7 protein-coding genes are annotated in these 18,183 nt (G+C 42.6%); all 7 read right to left on the bottom strand.

Going from position 1 to position 18,183, the window contains the following annotated elements; translation table 11 throughout:
- Nucleotides 1-921 precede the first annotated feature (921 nt).
- The 7 genes from HMPREF9010_RS01935 to HMPREF9010_RS01965 are packed head-to-tail and all read right to left on the bottom strand — an operon-like array spanning nucleotide 922 to nucleotide 18,143.
- The gene (locus HMPREF9010_RS01935) at nucleotides 922-2,982 is read right to left on the bottom strand and encodes a SusF/SusE family outer membrane protein (RefSeq protein ID WP_232284380.1); all 2,061 of its coding nucleotides are present in this window, start codon (nucleotides 2,980-2,982) and stop codon (nucleotides 922-924) included.
- 57 nt (nucleotides 2,983-3,039) lie between these two features.
- The gene (locus HMPREF9010_RS01940) at nucleotides 3,040-4,221 is read right to left on the bottom strand and encodes a metallophosphoesterase (RefSeq protein ID WP_004296678.1); all 1,182 of its coding nucleotides are present in this window, start codon (nucleotides 4,219-4,221) and stop codon (nucleotides 3,040-3,042) included.
- A gap of 16 nt (nucleotides 4,222-4,237) precedes the next feature.
- Nucleotides 4,238-7,387 carry a glycoside hydrolase family 3 N-terminal domain-containing protein gene (locus HMPREF9010_RS01945; RefSeq protein ID WP_008651530.1) on the bottom strand — a complete coding sequence of 1,050 codons (3,150 nt, stop codon included), beginning with the start codon at nucleotides 7,385-7,387 and terminating at the stop codon, nucleotides 4,238-4,240.
- Between the two features lie 19 nt (nucleotides 7,388-7,406).
- Complete coding sequence (locus HMPREF9010_RS01950) at nucleotides 7,407-10,070, bottom strand: RagB/SusD family nutrient uptake outer membrane protein (protein WP_008651528.1); 2,664 nt, start codon at nucleotides 10,068-10,070, stop codon at nucleotides 7,407-7,409.
- Nucleotides 10,071-10,096: 26 nt separating this feature from the next.
- Nucleotides 10,097-12,925 carry a SusC/RagA family TonB-linked outer membrane protein gene (locus HMPREF9010_RS01955; protein WP_083792403.1) on the bottom strand — a complete coding sequence of 943 codons (2,829 nt, stop codon included), beginning with the start codon at nucleotides 12,923-12,925 and terminating at the stop codon, nucleotides 10,097-10,099.
- A gap of 29 nt (nucleotides 12,926-12,954) precedes the next feature.
- Nucleotides 12,955-14,712: a RagB/SusD family nutrient uptake outer membrane protein gene (locus HMPREF9010_RS01960; RefSeq protein ID WP_022199540.1), complete on the bottom strand. Its 1,758-nt coding sequence runs from the start codon at nucleotides 14,710-14,712 to the stop codon at nucleotides 12,955-12,957.
- Between the two features lie 5 nt (nucleotides 14,713-14,717).
- Entirely contained in the window at nucleotides 14,718-18,143 is a 3,426-nt protein-coding gene (locus tag HMPREF9010_RS01965; protein WP_008025355.1) for a TonB-dependent receptor, read from the bottom strand.
- Nucleotides 18,144-18,183 lie beyond the last annotated feature (40 nt).

Here is an 18,183-nt window from a genome sequence, read left to right as displayed (position 1 = left end):
TTTCGGAAGTTTTTGTTCTTTTCTTCAAGTGGGATTCCACTTTTTCACTAAGTCAATTTTTCAAGGCTTTCTTCTCTTGGAAAGCGGGTGCAAAAGTACGCCCTTTTGGCATACACTCCAAATATATCAAACTATTTTTTCTAAGTATTTTTGAATACATTTGCTAAAGTGCTGACGCATAACGATGTTGTAGAACATATTTTTTATGTATAGGGAAATTGTGCGCGGAAACGATGAGAGGGATACACATTATTATATCACACGCGGGCGCGTAAAGGCGAAAAAGGAAAAAGCAAGAAGATGCCTGTAAGGGAAAAATCTGTTGTACGAAGACTTACCAGCTCAACCCATTTATTTAAACTTAGGTCAATACCTCCTTTTTTCAGATTACAGAGTGCAGAACGGAAATGTTCGAGAATAGTATGCATTCTCGCTTAGTGATTAGTAAGGGCTCACCAATGTGAACAAATAAGCTATCAAATGTAGACAAACAAGCTCACTACTGTAAACAAGTCTATCTACTATAGTGAGCCCATAAGAAGCATTAAGAGTTTACAGAAAGATCATTAGGTATTAACCTATAATTGATGAAAGAATATAGAATAAGAGACGGTACTTCAAAAGCAGATACTAATGACACACTTTCGGCATTTATATGATAGAAAAAGGATCAAAATAGTGAGATATGAGATTAGTTGTTTACATCCAAACAGAAGTGTATTTCACTATAAATCAACAAATTAAAAGTAAAACTAAAATTAAATAGGGTGAGGGTAAAAAGTTACCCTCACCCTACTGCCACGCGTTCCCCCACACCTTGCAACCACGATGAATAAAGGGATTGAACGAAAGTGTGAGGGTGTGAGGGTAAAAGTGATATAAAAATATAATCAGCTACAATTTTTCTTGGAGCAGACCGGGCTAAGGAACTACTATCGTTCCTTTCGCTGCCCTGAAATCAAGAGTTATTATAGTGTTGGCAGCCCATACATAATCTTTGTTCGGTTCATCCATGCCCTCTTTACGCAAATAGATTTCAAGAGTCTCCGGATTAACAGCATATTCGCGTTTCCAAGCACCAAATGAAGGATTAAGATTATCAAAAGCAGGAATATAAGGATGTATTCTGAAACGTCCTCCATTAGGTAAAGTAACAGAGAATGTTTTCCCGTCGCTACTTTCCGTAAAAGGCAAGATCTTTTCGTTGTTTCCTCCGGCTGCCGTTCCATACCCATAGATTACAGGCTTTTGGATGGAGATGGTCTTCGAACCTAAATCAACGAAAATGATATAAGTACCACTTTGGGGGATAACCACCAGTCCTTCGTCAGAGATTTCGAAGCCTACATTATTAGTCAGTCCGGTAAACTCTCCATCACCAAATATCTTGGATGTAGAGAAACGAAGTTTAGTTCCGGCATTGAAATAATTAATATGTATCCATCGGTCGGCACTGTTCCAAACCTTATCTAATGAGATAACCCCATCCGAGCCCCAATTCATGTTTCCAAATTCATCGCCAACCATATAAATAGCCTTCGCTGTTGAGGGGACATCACTTGGAGAGGCAAAAGTCACAGCTATTTTACCTCTATCTTGAGAGAAATCAAGTTCTATTGGTATATTAGAAGCAACAGGAACCGGTTCCAGTGTAGCACCTACACCACGATAATAGATTTGTCCATTATAGATGTTGAATTCCATAGTGTTCCAGTCTCTATTGTTATAGTCGGAAGTTGCATACATCTGAAGATTGCCTTGTGTTGTAGTGACAGCAGAGAAATTCTGCCCGGAAAGATCGAACGATACTTCCTGTCCGTCAAAACACTCACCTATTCCATAAACGGCAGGTTTCTCAAAAGTTATAAGATTACGGTTCATATCTACATATACCAAATACAGGCCGCTTGTTTCTACCGTCGCTCTTCCGTTACTGCCTACAACATAATTGACATTTGTACCCAAAGAGGCAAAACTTTCCGCATCAGATTTTTCCGATGCCCATTTAATTCCCTGACCAGCATTGAAATACTTGATAGTCCAGAATGCACCATTGCCAAGCTGTCCCACAGGGGCCATCTCTACCACATTTGTCGAATTCCAATTCCAGTTTCCAAATTCATCTCCAATCATATATAGTTTCTCCGGATACCCCTCCGGTTCGGGTTCTATGATCTCATTGCCCGTCATCTTCGCAAAGAATTTTCCTGTCAAGACTTCATATTGAAGCGTTACTTTATACTCACCTTTGTTTTTAAGATTGAGCTGCACTTGCGACTGGTTGGTTAGTTCGGCATATTCTTCAGTTAAAACATTCATTTTTATACTTCCTCCCGTTCCGGTGTACATAGAAGAGAATGTATATTTCTCCGTATCTGTTTCCTTCACATCAAAAGATGTATTATCGGTATAATTAAACGAAAACTCTGCCGGTAATATCACTTCTAACTCGCCACTGGACACCCAGGTAGCCACATGGTTAATATGGTCGTAAGACGGTTTTTGAAGAAAGAGTTCGTTTTCACCGTCTTCTGTCAGTTCGAATTTACTCGTCAAACGGAAATTGAATGGAACAATATTAACCTGTTTCAATAAAGGATTCACAATTAGCTGATACAATCCATCTTCCATTACTCTGAAACCGCCGGTTCCAGGAGCCAAAGAATAAGTTGACACCTCACTGTTGTCGTTTTGCAAAAGCGCTCCCTGCCCATAATAAACTGGTTGCCCATCCGGTCCGACTAAAGAGATATAAAAATCTCCGCTGGATGTCAGCCATGTGTTCAATGCGACCAAAGTGCCCTCTTTTATCACATTCATTTTACCATTGATTGCCTCTACCGAGAATTGGGACGCACTCCCCGTCAGATAGATACCTTCGGGAACATTGATTTCCCGTTCATAGTGTATCCCGTCGTCGGCACAACGACAGAAAATAAATGGCAACGAAAATACAAATAATAATTTTATTATAGTTTTCATCTTCATGATTACATTAAATTATAAATAACTATACTATTGGAATCTAATGGTATTTGACTAAAATTTCACATCAAACTGATGTTGCTTCTTGTCTTTTCCATTCGCTCCTACCACATCAATCACCATTTTTCCATCTTTTATCTTACAAAGCAGATAGCTGTTATTATCATTGACAAGGATGGGAAAGTTGGCTTTATCGGGTTCTGATTCACGGAAATAATATTTATGAGTGTGTCCGGATAACATCAGATCAATTCCAGCCGTATTTAAAACGGGCAACAAGGTTTGCTGCAAATGATAGTTTCCATGCCAGTTGCCTATCGTCGGCGGGATGTGCAGGAATGCGATCCGAAGGGATGATTGCTTAAAATCGTTTTCTTCCACCACACTCCGCAACCATAGGGTTTCTTCTTCTCGATAATTGTCATAGTCGGCAATACCGGCATACTCCAAATCCGAATCCGGCTTATCTTCACCGGAATCAAGAACAAGAAAACAAACCTTACCTATGTTGAAACGATAATAAAAAGTTCCGGTAGACGTAGGAAAATACTTTATCAACGCATCGGAATAAACTCCACGTGTTTCATGGTTTCCCCGATTGAAAACAATAGGCACTTCGGACGCAAACAATTCGACACAAGCATCAATATAATCTTTACATATCTGCTCCTGCCCCTCTACCCATGACGACATATCTCCATTAAGCAAAACGAAATCAAGAGATTTGAAATCTACTTCCCGACACAGAGACTTCATATAGTCACTCCGCCCGTGAATATCATTTAATACCAGAAAGGAAATTTCTTTCTTCCGGTCGTCGAAAGTTCTGAATCTGAAAGGTTCTTGCTTGTATACATTTGAAGCAGCAATCAATCCATAAGTTACCCAGTCACTCGAAGGCCAGGAGACAACTTCTCTCGAAAAAATCCGGTATCTGTATTCCCTGCCGGGTTCCAAATGTTTGATGCGTACACGGTGGATTGTATCATTGGCCCGCTTACGTCCGGACTCCGTATCGTAATATCGCGGACGTTCCTTCCCATAGAAATGATCTTCACCGGCAGGCGCCACTTCCACCCACGAAAGAGCAGGTTTGTTTGTAGTCCATACCACTGTCACGCCGTCGGTACTCATATCACACAGGTAAGGACCGTGTGTGATCTTTATACTGTCACCGTCATGTGCAGAAAGCCGAGCGGCAAAGATGACAAAAAATACAATTATCCAATTTCTCATAGAACGGTTCCTCCTTCTAATTTATTAGTTTGACCGATATGGTTTGTAAATCATTACTGTTGCAGCCGGTCATAATTTCAAATTCACCGGGTTCTACCACATAGTTCATGGCAGCATCATAAAAGCCTAAAGCTAAAGGAGAAATGTCAAACTGAACGGTCTTTGACTCCCCCGCTTTCAGGAATATTTTCTTGAATGCCTTCAACTCCTTTACCGGACGCACAACAGAAGCAACTTTATCATTCACATACAGTTGCACAGTCTCTTCGCCATCTCTGTCTCCGGTATTGGTTACTGTCACCGAAACGGAGATGGTCTCCTGTCGCGTATATTCTTTTTGGGTGCTCTGCGGAGCTGAATAACTGAATGTGGTATAACTCAAACCGTAACCAAAAGGATAGAGCGGAGCATTCGGAACATCGATATGCCGGGTGGTTGAGGAATGGGGCATATCTCCCGGACGTCCGGACTTCTTATAGTTATAGTAAACCGGTACTTGTCCCTCTACCCGTGGAAAAGAAATGGTCAATCTTCCGGAAGGATTATAATCACCGAACAGTATATCAGCAATAGCGGTTCCTGCAGAAGTACCTAAAAACCAGGTTTCGAGAATGGCCGATACGTTCTTGTCCACCCATTCGATAGACAGCGGACGCCCATTCATCAATACGACGACAACGGGTTTCCCTGTGGCAACCAGTTCTTTTATCAATTCTTCCTGCACACCCGGCAAATCCAGTTGGGCACGGCTTCTCGATTCGCCACTCATCAAAGCTTTTTCACCGACAACGGCAATCACCATATCACTTTTGGAAGCCAATTTCACTGCTTCTTTGAATCCTGACTTATCTTCTCCGTCAAAATCGCAACCACGGGCATATCCAACTTTCGTTTTGTTACCGCCGATTTTGTTCTTTATGCCCTGCAATACAGTCGTCACATGGCGATCTTCCCCTCTTGCTCTCCACGAGCCCAGCAGTTCGGTCTGATTATCGGCCAGCGGACCTACCACGGCAATGGAACGGACATTTTTTGCCAGCGGTAATGTATGATTGTCATTCTTCAGCAGGACAGCCGATTTATGAGCCATGTCCAGTGCTGCATCCAGAAATTCTTTTTTCATGATTGTCTGCGATTCGTATTCTTCATTACAGAATTTATATGGATCAACAAACAGTCCCAAAGCATATTTGATATGCAGAATCCGACTGACGGAATTGTCGACATCTTCCATACTGATTTTACCGGCTTCTATCAGTTCTTTCATGTATTTATTATAGAGCCCATCCGTCATATCCATGTCGATGCCGGAATTGAAAGCCAGACGGGTAGCGTCTTTATCGTCTTCCGCCACTCCCTGCGCCACCAGCTGCTTCACTGCTTCCCAATCGCTTACCACAAAACCATTGAAATTCCATTGCCCTCTCAATAAGTCTTTGAGCAGGAACGGATGTGCGGACGCAGGAATACCATTTATATCATTGAAAGCACTCATAAAAGTAAGTACTCCCGCATCAATGCAAGCCTTAAAAGGAGGTAGATAAGTATCAAACAAAGTCCGTTCCGACATATCCACCGGAGCATAATCTCTTCCCGCCTGGGGAAGTCCGTAAGCTACCCAATGCTTTGCACATGCCAATACTGAATTATTCTCCCAAAGATTCCACTGAAAACCATTCACTCTTGCTTTGGCTATTTCACTTCCCAGGTAGGTGTCTTCTCCTGCTCCTTCCACTACCCTGCCCCAACGGGCGTCTCTTGCGATGTCGACCATAGGAGCGAACGTCCAATGTAGTCCGGCTGCCGAGGATTCAATCGCAGCAATCTTGGCAGCTCGTTCGATCGCTGCTAAATCCCAACTACACGATTCCGCCAAAGGAGTCGGAAAGATTGTCTTATATCCATGAATCACGTCCATCCCAAAAAGAATCGGTATCTTTATCCGGGAATGACGCATATTCTTTTCCTGCAAATCACGCAATGTCTTTGCACCGGATATATTCAAAACAGAACCTACAAGTCCGCGTGCTATCAATGAATCGCTCAAATATTCTGATTCAGGACCGGTTAGAAGGGTACGGCCTACGTATTGGGATAACTGGCCGATCTTCTCTTCCACAGTCATCCGTGAGAGCAAATCTTTAACAAATGAATCCGCTTCCGGAGTATGAGGTAGTTTACTATTTCCGACGATCCGGGTATGCGGATCGCGAACATAAACTCTTATCCAATCAATATCGAAATCAAATTGCTGCAATTCCTCCGCAGGATAGCCGACATCCAACTTGTCAAATGCTCCTACCTGCCCGGTGACAGCAATATCCCAAACTCTGTCCAGCCGATTCTCTTTACGAGCCTTAGTGATAAAATCAGTATATGCATCCCCCAACTGTGTACGGGTATGTATCTGGTAATTGACTTTATTATCTATCAGAAACGTAATGATGGCATGATTGTTATCAACAGGATCGGGATCTATCTGAACCGCATATACATGGAAATTATCTCCCGGCTTATCGTCTCCGATTTCAGTATATCGTATCTGACCTTTGGGTAGATTGATTCCCAACTTTTGCGTTTCCGAATTGAACAAATGCAAGGTTTGATTCGCTTTGGCCGGATAAGGATTTTCCCCGAAAGCTTTGGTAAAAAACTCCAGTATATCTATTTCGGCTACTCCAGCTCCTTTATAATGCCTCAACCAAAGTGCATTCCAAAGCCCATATAGATATGGGACTTTGGCTTTGATCTCTATGCGGCAGAAAAGAGGATAATATTTCTCCGTATCGGAATCTCTGCTGGACAGCGCTCCCGACCACCATCCGGTCTTGCTCTTCACACTGGGATGAACGGGACTGGGCGCATCTTTACTTTTGAATGAGCGAATTCGACAAATCTTCTCTCCTGTAGGAAGGGTTTCGATAAAGACCTGCTCCGGACGGTATGTCTGAAGCATGGCTTTATTTTCCTGATTATAGGTGGGTCGCCCCACTTTTTGGGAACCATATATTCCCCAATACCGGGAGTCAATCACATCTCCGTTAAACTCGTCTCCATCGTAATAAATCCATCCGGGAGGGGTTTCTGATGAAGGAGGAATAACGGTTTGGGCTTTCACCACCCCGATACAGCAAAATATGATTATTAGAATCTTTATTTTCAACATGATATTTCTTTTTAATGATTTACCAACCCGGATTCTGTTTCCAGTTCTTCAACTGCAGAATCTCACTTTCAGGTATGGGATACCAATACATTTTAGAATCAAACACTCTCTTTTCTACCACAGCACGGGAATAATCAAACTTCTCGACGGGATATTCCGGCTTTTCAGGAATCTCTGGTTCTGTTTCATCCCGGGTAAATACACGTACCCAATCTACATCCATCGAAACGTTTCTCAAATTGGCATTCCTGTCTTCGGGATAGCCGATACCATTTTCATTCTTTCCTCCGATTTGTCCGGTTATCGCAATGTCCCAGGTTCGCTTTTCTCTTCCCTCCGCTATTGCTTTGGTTATAAATGTATTATATCTGTCATCATAGTCAATCGTCTTGAATGTATTGGTTACTTTACCATCCAACAGGTAGCTGATGATAGCATGCTTATCCGGAGAAACCGGGTCCGGATCTACCTGAACGCCATACGTATGGAAGTCTGCTCCCGGATCAAAATCAAGCACTGTATGTCGTCCGTACCCATTCACGTTGATTCCCAGATTGCCTGTTTTATTATCATGCAAATGTAAAGCTTGGCTAAGCCGGCGGGGTGAAGCCGTATTCTCAAATTCCTTGACGAAAAACTCTTCGATGTCAAGTTCCGCAACACTGGCTCCTGCATAATGACGACACCACGGTCCCATCCATATACCATATATATAAGGTATTTTTGCACGAATCTCAATGCGGGAATGCAGAGGGTAATATTTCCCCTGATAACCATATTTGTCGGTATCCCGGCTGGACAAAGCTCCCGACCACCATCCTTCTCTCGTACTGGCAGTGCTTAATGTCGGAGCCGGTGGATTGTCGTCCTTGGTGGCTGCTATCCGGGCAAAGCTCAATCCGCCACTCCCTTTCTCAATCGTAATCTGTTTTTTACGATAAGTCTGGATATTTCCGGTGGGTTGTCCATACTGGGAGTTTCCTACCGGAGTGTCGCTTCCATACTGTCCCCAATATGAGTTGTTTATGACCAAATCATTGAATTCGTCCCCATCGTAATAATGCCATCCTTCCGGAACTTCGTTAGCCGGTATTACGGAATTCCGGGTAACAGCTCTTCGAGCCTGATTCTTACGGGTGATTTCAAGACCTAGCAAATCTCCTCCGAGTGTTTCTTGCGCAATCTTCCACCGTCTTACATCCCACGAACGATGCTCCTCAAATGCCAGTTCGACACGACGTTCACGCCGGATACGCTCACGCATTTCGTCCTGCGTCAATCCGGAAGGCAGATTCGGTTGTCCGGCACGGCTGCGCACTCGATTGACGTATTCTGCTATATCCGCATTTTCGGGATCGTATTCGTTCAAGGCTTCCGCATAATTCAGGTAAATCTCCGCTAAACGAAACAACGGCCAGATATGTCCCTGACTTCCTCCGCCGGTTTGGATATTCACATCTTCATTGAGGTATTTTTTCAGATAGAATCCGGTTTTGGTTGCATTGGTAACGCCCAGACCGTCTTTTCCACCGTCCCAATTCTCTACCGCCGTGCTTTTCCAAACGGAATCATTCAGCAGAATGGTAGCATTCAACCTGTCATCCCGGTAGAATTGCGGACGAACGGCATTTTCCTCATTCTCCCAACTAAAATAGCTGCCATCTTTCATTTCATAAGAGTCTACCAGATTCAACGAAGGATTGATGCCGCCTACCCCACCATAACTGACAGGAAAGTTGTATTTTTCAAAGTCGGAACTGTTTCCGTAACGACGCATCAGAATAAACTCGGAATTCTGAAAGTTATTCTTGAATAAAGTGGCATAACTGCCATACAACGAATATATGCCCAGATCAATTACGTCTTTCGCAGCCTGTGCCGCAGCTTTCCATTTCTCCATATCGGAAGGAAGATCGCTTTCCGAAAAATTCTGCCAGTCCAGATACAAGGGACTGGCCGCATACAATAAAACTCTGCTTTTCAAAGCCAATGCGGCTCCCTTCGTTGCACGTCCCAAATCCGAATCGATTCCTCGTCCCGGAGTTAAATCGAGCACTTCGGCTACCTTATCACATTCGCTGGAGATGAATGAGATGCAATCGTCCATAGACGGGCGTGGAGTCTCCGAATAATCCGCATTGACGGATAGTGTAGAAGTAATCACAGGTACAGGTCCGAAACGTTTCACCAGCTCGAAATGGAAAAACGCTCTTAAAAAACGGGCCTCATATTTCCATGTTTTCAAGTCATTCAGACGGTTCTGATATTCATTCTGATTATCCGGATCGAGTCTGTATTTATCCAGATTCACTCTGTCTACATTTTCTATAAATTCATTCGCTATGCGAATTCCTGCGTAATACTTATTCCACAAATCATCCGGATTGGACCTTGAATTCCAGGCTCCGGTGTTGAAGTGCTGGATGTTGCAGGAGGCATTAGCATGTTCGGCATCATCGGTAGCGGCATCCAACATAGCTTCGGAACCGATACGGTTGAAACCATCAGGCAGATACCGATAAGCATTGACTAGAAATTTGCTTGTACGTTCATAGGAAGTAAAGGTCATCTCGTTGTCGATAAACGAATCATACTCTCTGTCCAGATAATCACTGCATCCGGACAATATGCTGATAGCAGCAAGAGCATTCAATATGATAGATAAACCTATTGGGTATTTCATAATTATTATATTTTTGTTCTTACCTATTAAAAATCAATTTTTATTCCCAGGTTGTAGGAACGTGTCAACGGATATGTAATCAAAGAACTGCTTTCCGGGTCGGCCAATCCGTCAAGATGACTCACGGTGAAAAGATTGCTCGCATTAGCATACACATACAATCTGGACAATTTTATCGCTCTTGCTATTGACTGGGGGAAGGTATATCCAATCCGGATATTCTTCATTCTGAAGTAGTTTCCGTTTCTTTTCCAATATGTAGATATCCGGTAATTGTTTTCAAATGTCCGGGTAGACAAACGGGGATAAGAAGCATTGGGATTCTCCGGTGTCCAGCTGTCGAGAGCCAGTTTTGAAGCAGAGCCATTGTCGGTAAAGGAATAAGCCAACGGCCCGCTCAAATAGATGTCTCTATTGGCAACGCCATGAAATAAAGCCTCAACGTCTATCCCTTTCCATTCAAAGCCTATTTTCAAAGCATAATTCCACTCCGGAATATTAGAATATCCCACAGGATAGGAGTCATTGGAATCGACTACTCCATCACCATTTTTATCGATATATTTTATATCACCGGGGTTTACTTCTCCAAACTGCGGTACCGGTAAATGTGACTTCAGACTTCCATTCGAATCGAAATCACTCTCCTGATACAGTCCGTCAGCAACAAGTACAAAAGGAGTATTCACGGAACGTCCTTTACGATATTGATAATCGTAGAGTTTCACTTCTTCCGCCATATCGACAATTTCATTCTTTGCATACCACGCCGATGTTTCAACGTAATAGGTGAAGTTGTTTTTAAGACTGCTTTCGTACCTGATCGTACCCTCGAAACCTTGATTCTTTACTTTACCTACATTCATATAAGGCAATATGTCGCCATAAGAGGCTCCAACAAATCCGGGAATAGTGGAATACGGCTGTGACAGGATATCATATCTTTCTTTATGGAAATAATCGAATTCTACCGACAGCCCTTTCAGTAAAACTGCATCCAATCCGATATTGAATACACGTTCCTTCTCCCAACTAATATCGGGATTAGCAATCATATCTGCCCGAAACCCGCCTGTTGATGACGACCCTGTACCTAAAAAATAGGAGCCGTTACTGCTATAAGTCTGGTCGAACAGATAACGTCCATTCTCATTCTGATTGTTTCCAACCAGTCCGATAGATGCTCTTAGTTTCAAATATTCAACCCAGTTGATATTTTTCATGAAGTTTTCTTTCGACAGTATCCATCCGGCGGAGAAAGCGGGAAAGAATCCATATCTTTTTCCAGGAGCATAATCATCACAACCTGTATATGAAGCTGCAAATTCTCCTATGTATTTTTGATTATAAGAGTAAGTTACCCGCCCTGCATAATTCAAGTATTTAATGTCATCACGACTTCCATATTTCTGATATAAATCAGACAGGAAAAAGATGCTGGCAGTGAGTTGATGTTGCTTGAAAACGCGATCATAATCCAACTGTGCCTTAAAGTTCAGACGGCTCCAGTCAGTACGGAATCCTTCATCGGATTCCAAAGGAGAATCAGCGCCGTAGGGTGTATATAGCACCTCTCCCCCTGCTCCTTTGGAAAGAGAATAACGGGCATAATTCTGATTCTTTATAGATGAATCCGCCATATAGTTGTTGTAGGCAATACCGGCACTGACACTTAATCCCTTTGTCAGTTTCTCCAGGTCGTATTTAGGCATAAAAATCAGTTGGAAAGTCCGGCTGTTTTCTTTATAAAGCCCTCTGCTGACGATATTACCGACCGGGTTGGTAAAAGCGGCATTTCCTCCATACGATCCGTCGGGGTTGTACACCGGAAATGCATTCGGAGCTGTTCTCCATATCGCTCCCAAAAGTCCGTTGGCAGAACTGCTGCCTCCGGGAATAGAGCGATTACCTACACTCCCGCTAAAATTGAGTCCGGTAGACAGGTGTTTGCTTATCTGGATATTCAAATTAGACCTGAAATTAAAGCTCGCATAATAGGCATTCGAGTTTTCCCGGCGTTTTTTATCGGTGTCTTTGTAGAAACCGATGTTCTGCAAAAGATTCATCATTACATAGTATTGCACCACATCTCCTCCTCCTTTAAAACTTAAATCAGCCATACTCAAAGGAGCTGTATTATTCAAAATGGCCTTTTTCCAGTTTACATTGGGGTAAAAGTAAGGATCGGTGTTGTTCTGATAGGCATTCAATTCCTCTGGAGTGTATAAACGAGGCAATCCGTCATTCACACGCGCCTGATTGTATAAGGTGGCATAATCATACGCATTGATAGGATCGGGAACGCCCAACGGTTGTTGTATTCCCGTTTGTAAACGGATACTGACTTGCGGAGCGGAAACGCATCCTTTCTTGGTTGTCACCAATAAAACACCATTTGCACCACGCATACCATATAAAGCCAGAGCCGAAGCGTCTTTCAATAATGTTACAGACTCGATTTCCGCAGTGGACAGACTTTCAATCGGGGCTTCGAAACCGTCGACATATACCAGCATTTTTTGTCCGCTTGCATAGGAAGTACGTCCCCGGAGGTAGAGATTCGCGATAGAGAAATCATAGCCGGGCTCTCCGCTTTGTTGCAACAATGTTAGTCCGGGAAGCTGTCCTTGCAGACTATTTCCCAAGCTTGCGGAAGTAGTTTTCAGCAAATCTTCCCCACGTATGGAAGAAATGGCACTTGTTCGCCTCCATTCCGGTTGTTGCCCATAGGCGACTTCTACAAGTGCAGAGTCGGCTATGCGTTGAGCAAACAAAACGGGAGCATAAAAAGTGAGAATAGTAGTCAAAAGTATAGCATAACGCTTCCCTTTGTATATACTGTTTATTATTGTCATACCTTTTATTTTTAGTTGATTGAACATATTTACCATCCCGGATTCTGAAGCATATACCCTTTATCTATTTCGGTCTGCTTGATAGGATGTAAATAAGAACGGTCACTCCATAATCTGTTTTCAAAGACATAAGGTTTGTAATGTACTTTACCCGGTGCTCCTGTAACAGCGGAGAGCTGCAATCCATACATGGCACCTTTCATAACACCTTCATCATCGGCTATCAGCCAACGTCTTATATCCCAGAAACGATGATCTTCATAAGCCAGTTCCACGGCTCGTTCTCTTCGCAGTTTCTCCCTGAACTGCTCTTTATTCAAAGTGGAAGGAAAGCCCGGCATTCCGGAGCGTTCACGAACTTTCAGGACTGCATCGAATGCTTCTTTCGGGGGAGTTTCATAATATTCATTCAAAGCTTCTGCATAATTCAGATAGAGTTCGGCTACCCGGAAGACAATCCAGTCCATATTAGTGGAGTTGCGCGGAGCCGTTGCTCTTAGTACGCGAGGTACCCATTTGCGAACCAGGTGTTTCGTTTTATCATTGGCTACATTGTGAGCTCCACCGGGCAGAAAATTAAGAATTCCAATCTCTGTATTCCAGTTAGCTCCATGTGCTGCAATGGTTTGCGCAAAACGAGGGTCCAGTTCGTCGTACTTTTCAAGCAGATCATCGCCACCATCCATATTCCATGTTTGTTGGTTCCCGTCTTTTTTCTCATAGAAACGCACGAAATTGAAGGTTGTAAAAAGACCGCCGTCGCTCCAACTACTTCCCGCCCATGCCGGTATATTGCTTGTTATGGGATGACTGCTTGTTGTGAAATTCCGATATTTTTTGTTGGCCAGAATTATTTCTTTGTTATCGGGAGCAGTCCACACATGTTCGTAATTTGTTTCAGGTGTTCCCTCATCGTACAAGTCATAATAGCCAGAAGATTCAACAGCGGTAATGGCTGCCTTGGCTGCTTTAGCAGCTTCATTCCAGCGTTCTTTACTATAGTTTCCATATCCTATCAGGTCATTATTTCCACTTAAAGGAAGGTACGGATCGTCGGTATTGAACAAAGGACTCGCCGCATACAGGAGTACTCTGGATTTGAGGGCTAAGGCGGCTATCCTGTTTGCCCGTCCCACCAATATCGAATTCGTATAATAATCCGGTAATATGGAGGCAGCCCGGTCACAATCGACAAGAATGGAGTCTACACAATCGGAAAATGTATTACGGGGTAGTTTACCATCTTCCGACGGATTTATTCTACGGTGTATTATAGGCAGTCCACCATATCTATATACTCCTTCCCAGAAGACCAAAGCCCGCATAAAATAGGCTTCGCCTCTGGAACGTGTCTTAAAATCAACGTCTCCCGGATCATCGGGCACTTCGTCAATACGTTCAAGCACGATATTGCATTTTCGTAATGTCTGCCAACGGGTGTTGTGACGGGGGTCTTCATCCCAGTCTATGCTGCTGTTGTTATGATTGTCCACGTTCCACGAGGCATTGCCCTTCCCCCAGTTTGCACCTTGTTCGGCTTCATCACACGCTCCTGCCAGGGTTGAGGTTGCACACAATTTACGGTCGATCCCGCTACTTCCCATCGAGAACCCCAGCGGCATACCTTCTGCATAGATGCCTGTTATGTATTGTTCTGTCAAAGTCCTGTCGGCAAAGACACCGTCTTCATCCAAATCGACAGAGGGCGGAGCTTCCAGATAGTCACTACACGAAAACATCAATACAGACGACAGAAGTATTGCACATATATATGTTATTCTTTTCATGATTATCAAAAATTTATATTAAGACCAATATTATATACTTTCTGCAACGGATATGTATTGATTTCAACATTTCCACTTCTCGAAGGTGCTTCCGGGTCCAGATCTACCACATCTGTCCACGTGAATAAATTGGAACCGTTGAAATATAATCTTACACTATTCAGGTTAAGCCGTTTGACAAAACCTCCGGTAAATGTATATCCTACTTCGAGGTTTTTCAATCGCAAATAACTGGCATCCCGTATCCAAAGAGTAGAAGGACGATAGTTGTGATCGGTTTCTCCGTTGGGATTCAGAGACAAACGGGGAAAGGTGATCTTTTCTCCTGCCTCATACCGTTCCTGTGTCCAACGTTCTTTTATCAGAGATTTCGCACTCTCTTCTCCTTTCGCGAAAGGCCACATCGACCGTCCGAAATATTTAATGGATACATTGTCGGCTCCCTGAAATAAGATGGAGAAATCAAATCCTTTATATTGCGCTCCGAATGAGAAACCGTAAATAATCTCCGGTACGGGGGTGTATCCTATCGGAACCATGTCGTAATCATCAATCACTCCATCCTGATTGACGTCTACATACTTGACGTCTCCCGGTTGCAACTGATTCCCGCTCCATGAACTTTTAGGACGGTCTAATGCATTGATTTCTTCCCACGAGTTATAGTATCCGTCAAAGATCAGTCCGAAAAACTGATTCTTTCTTCTTCCGGTAGTCATCTGATAATCATATCTCTTCTGCACTTCATCCATGTAGATGATTTCATTCCTCGCAAATGAATAATTGAAGCGTGCCCAATAATGGAAATCTTGTATATGATGTCTAAAATTAAGGTCCATTTCCCAACCGCGATTTTCCATTTCTCCAAAATTATATGCAGGAAGATTAGCACCTATAATCATGGGGGATGTTGATCTGTTGGCTAATATGTTATTTCGTTTTTCTTTGAATATATCAAATGAAGCAGTCAGACAATTATTGAACAGATTAATATCTACACCGACATTCATCTTTTTCGCCTTTTCCCAAGTCAAATCAGGATTACCGATTTTATTTTCAACAATCATCAGTGAAGTATACGGATTGGAAGCCAAACCGAAATTATACTTGTTCACACCCGAATCGCTCGCTGCTCCATAAGAAGACGGCAGATACAAAAATCGATCACCACCTATCTGATCGTTTCCTACCTCTCCGTAGGACCCTCTCACCTTTAGATATTTAACGATATTGTTTTTCGGAAAAAACTTTTCTTCACTGATGACCCAACCTAATGAAACAGCAGGAAAAAATCCGAACCGTTTGCCTTTGGCAAAATTCTCGGTTCCGTTGTATCCCATATTGAATTCTGCCAAATAACGGGAGGCATATTCATAGGTCAATCGTCCTACCAATCCCTGATAAGCATTAGGTACATAATATTGAAGGGAGGGGGAATAGTATTTACTCTGATTATACAGAATAAGTGCTGTCGTTTTATGAAGCCCGAAAGTTCTATTATAATCAATTCCAAACTCCATATATACTTTCCGGTTCTTATCCCATCCGGTACTTACAGACCAGATACTCTCTTCTGATTGGGGGATCAGATAGATGTAATCCGGATCTTCCGCATCACGGCGCGCAAGATAATAAGGAAAGGTTTTCGAATATTTCTTACGGCTGTAATAATAGCTATCATACGCGATACTCCCGTGTACGGACAAACCTTTGGTCAGCAAAGATGATAAATCATAATTCAGACGTAATGTTGTATTGATGTTATTTCTATTATCTTTCTGATAACCGTTGCTTAATAAGGTTTGCCAGGGATTGACGCTTCCCAATCCATCCTGTATGCGGACAATTTTATTGTCCACCAATCCCGGAGAGCTCAAGGGATTGGCAAAAGAAATAGCTTGCCAGATTCCACTGTTACCGGAGCCCGGAGTAATCACTCTGCCTATCTGGGCGGCCATTTGAACAGTTGCCGAAAAGTCCCGCGTTATCTGAAAATCGAAATTAGTTCTGAAGTTATAACGGGTGTTACGGGGATTTACATCATGATCCGAATCTATCTTGGTATGTTTATAGATACCGGTCTGATCGAAATAACTTCCCGATATAAAGTATTTCACACGTTCTGTACCACCCGAAAGGTTGATGTTATGTTGAGTGCGGGTAGAAAACTTTCTAAGAAAATCGTCTATCCAGTTAGTGTTCGGATGCAAAATCGGATCAAAGCCATTTCTGTACAATTCAATATCTTTATCCGTGAATTTCGGTTGGTAGGTAGAACCCGAAACCCGGGAGTCATTTTCTAAAGCTTCATTGTATAAAGTTGCATAATCCGCACTATTCAGATAACTGGGGAGCTGGGTAGATTGCTGCAAAGCAAAATTACCCGAATAGCTCAACCGGGGACGCCCTCTTTCCCCTTTACGGGTAGTAATTAATACTACGCCGTTAGCTCCCTTTACTCCATAGATCGCTGTTGCCGAAGCATCTTTAAGTATATTCAATGATTCAACTTCATTCGGATCTATGCCGTCAAAATTAGTTCGTTCGATGCCATCGATCATTATTAAAGGAGCCGTGTTGTCTGTAAATGTACTGACACCTCTGATTAACAGACTGGAAGCGTCTTCGCCGGGAGCACCACTTCTTTGAAAAGCAATCAATCCCGGCATTCGTCCTACCAGCATGTTACTAATATTGGATTGTTGTGTCTGTACCAGTTCTTTCCTCGAAATAGAAGCGATAGATGCTGTCACACTTTCTTTCTTCTGCTTTCCGTAGCCGACAACAACGACTTCCTCCAGACTTTGCTCGGCTTCTTTTATTTCAATAGAAAGCACTTTATTGTCTTTTACAGGTACTGTCGTCGTGACATAACCGATATAACTGATTTCCAAAACTGCATTCGGATTTACAGATAAGGCAAAGCGCCCGTTTATATCGGAAATTATGCCGTTAAATGTACCGACTTCCTTGATATTGGCACCGATAATCGGTTCTCCTTTTGTATCGGTAATAGTACCGGTTATTCTCCGAGGTTCCTGTGGCTGTGAAGAAAGATTCTTTTTCACTGCCGTTTTTCTCTTTACAACAATCTGTTTTCCATTTATTTCATATACCAGATTTGTCTTTTCAAACAAGGCTGACAATTTTTCTGTGATTGTCTTCTTCCTAGATAGATCTACACTGACAACTTGATTTAAACTAGGTCGGATATCTTTCGAATAGATGAAAACGTAGCCTGTTTCTTTCTCTATATCTTTAAAATATTCCAGTAGAGTCCCTTTCTTTATATCATAGAGTTCGCTCGTTCCATTTCCATTAGCGAGAGTTACATTCGCTATAAATAGAAAAATAACAAAAAATTTCACAAACAGATATGATTTACAAAGAAAATATGCCCTATTTGCATGATTGTAATAGGAATTTTCCATATTTTTGCGTATCAATTTTTAGGTTTTTCATAAGTAATTG

Source organism: Bacteroides sp. 3_1_23 (genome assembly GCF_000162555.1).
Taxonomy (GTDB): Bacteria; Bacteroidota; Bacteroidia; order Bacteroidales; family Bacteroidaceae; genus Bacteroides; species Bacteroides ovatus.
The sequence above is the reverse complement of the archived record's forward strand: the minus strand, read 5'-3'. Positions and strand labels throughout refer to the sequence as shown.